A 2,257-nucleotide genomic window follows, 5' to 3' on the forward strand; every position below is an offset into this window, starting at 1 on the left:
ATTCAATTGCGGCTGAATTTCCTACGGAAATTCATTGCAATTTTCTATCTTTCAGCTTCAACGGAAAATCGTGCCGATTTTCCGCAACTGAAATTTATACGCTAACGTTGCCAGTAATTTGAAACAAAAAACACCTAATAATGGGTATAGATATATTACATAAATTTTTAGATTTTTAAATGACAAAATCGACCAATATGAAAACTAATCTACTATTATTCTTAGTACTAATATTTTCAATTAATTGCATTGCACAAAAGCCTGATTACAAAACAAGCTTAGATAATGCATTAAATAAATATGACATCAAAAAATATGCAATACAAGATACTCTGTTAAATGAGAATATAGCAAAAGCATTCAATTATGTAATTTTTTCAAGTTCAGACTTAGTTAGTAACGCTTCAGCTTTTGGTTATTCACAAAATGAAGAAAAAACTAATATCTCAATAAGCACTAATTTAAGATTAGGGAAAGAGTTATCACCTCTTTATGCTAGAGTTGGAGCAAATGCTACTGGGAGTAAGAATGTATTTGAATTTTATTCTGACGATTCTTGGAACAACAATGTTAGCTTTAATATAGGCTTGATACTAAAAGTTGGAAAATCAAGTGTGTTTTTTAAAGGAGATAAAAAAATATTTAATGAGGTAAACTCTAAACGTAGAATAAAAGCTAGTGAACCACTTTATAAAATTCAAAAATATGATAAAAAAATAGTTGATAGAATTAAAGACCTAAAGCAAGATATTTTAACTATTAATGGTATTGATAAAATAATTACAGTTTATTCCAAACTACTAACGGAATTTCCAGAAATAAAAAAACTTATTGAGGGAAGAAATTATGAAGAGGCATATTCAAAATTGAATTCAGAAGAAAAGAAGATTCAAGATTTTTTAGACGCTCATAAATCACAAAGTAAACTAGATACATATATTGAAAATGAAATTCTTTATGAATTTGATAAAAATAATGATATCACCTATGGTTATAGTTTGAAATGGTTTGATTTTAATTTAAATCTTGGTAATAGCACATATAAGTTCTCTGAAAGTAATATTGATGAAAATATTTTCGAAGAATTCAGTAATACATTCAATTTATCTGAGGACATTAATAAACTAAAATCGGTATTATCATTTAATTTCAATCATTCTCATAATGCAAAAGAAACAATTTGGTATTATCAAATAGGAGCATCTATTAGTTCTGGATCTTTTTTAGAAAATGTATTAATCAATGGAACACCTAAAATAGTACAAAATGAAAATCAAGATTTCATCTTTCAAGATGAGGATAATCAAAGACTAGGCAGTTTTGTCAATATTAAAGAAACACTGAAAACAGGTGCTTTTAATGCCTATGGAGCCATTTTTTTTACCAAGAAAAAGAATTTTGGATTTAACTTATCTGTAGGTCATAACTATCTAATTGATAAACCAGATGGAACATTTTATAAAAATAATTTCACTACTCTTTTTGGTCCTATTTTCAGACAACAAAAAGACGGAGAAACTAAATTAACATTTGGAATAGACTTAGGCTGGGAAAATGCTATTTACAATACTAAAGTTTCTGATAATTTTACTGGAAGAATAAGGGTTGGAATTCCTTTCAACATCTATTCAAAAAAGAAAAATGAAAAGAAATCATAAAAAACTACTGGCAACAATGGCTATAAGTAATTGCTTGTTCTCGCCTACTTCTGAAAATCCTTGCGGATTTTCAGTTTGGTGTGTACTTGCAAAGTTAACCGCTAACCCACGCAACTACTCATAGCCGAGACCGTTGGCTACAATATGAGAATAAAACGTAATCGAAATGAAAGACATATTACATAAAATTTTTCTAATACTAATCGGAATTGTTTTAATAGGAAAAATATCGAATTGGTTTCTAGATTATAGTGACGAAACAAATCAGATTCTGAATGCTGGAATGTTTACTCTAATCGGAATTGCATACTTGGTTGGAGGTTTTGTTTGGGATAAAAAACTGAATAACATAATTTTTCTAGTTTGCGGAATTTATTTAATTGCAATGAATTTTATTGGTGACTTTGGACCGAAATCAATAATCGGAATTGTTTGTATTTTGACACCAATGTTGATTGCTCGATTCTCACCTGAAGAAACTGATGAAAAAGAATTGTCTGAAAATTAAAAATACTGTAGCCAACATAGTATAAATTCAATTGCGGCTGAATTTCCTACGGAAATTCATTGCAATTTTCTATCTTTCAGCTCAATCGGAA

The 2,257-nt window shown here is 28.6% G+C and carries 2 protein-coding genes; both read left to right on the plus strand.

Going from position 1 to position 2,257, the window contains the following annotated elements:
• Positions 1-197: 197 nt before the first annotated feature.
• Entirely contained in the window at positions 198-1,658 is a 1,461-nt protein-coding gene (locus WA327_RS14765) for a hypothetical protein (RefSeq protein ID WP_336070998.1), read from the plus strand.
• Positions 1,659-1,824: 166 nt separating this feature from the next.
• Positions 1,825-2,166, plus strand: a complete 342-nt coding sequence (locus WA327_RS14770) for a hypothetical protein (RefSeq protein WP_148456692.1) — start codon at positions 1,825-1,827, stop codon at positions 2,164-2,166.
• Positions 2,167-2,257: the final 91 nt, after the last annotated feature.

The organism is Mesoflavibacter sp. CH_XMU1404-2, from assembly GCF_037029465.1.
GTDB lineage: Bacteria > Bacteroidota > Bacteroidia > Flavobacteriales > Flavobacteriaceae > Mesoflavibacter.

What these genes read in the sequence shown, in the direction of transcription:
- WA327_RS14765 (WP_336070998.1), top strand. Translation starts at nt 198, where the DNA reads ATGAAAACTAATCTACTATTATTCTTAGTACTAATATTTTCAATTAAT.
- WA327_RS14770 (WP_148456692.1), top strand. Translation starts at nt 1,825, where the DNA reads ATGAAAGACATATTACATAAAATTTTTCTAATACTAATCGGAATTGTT.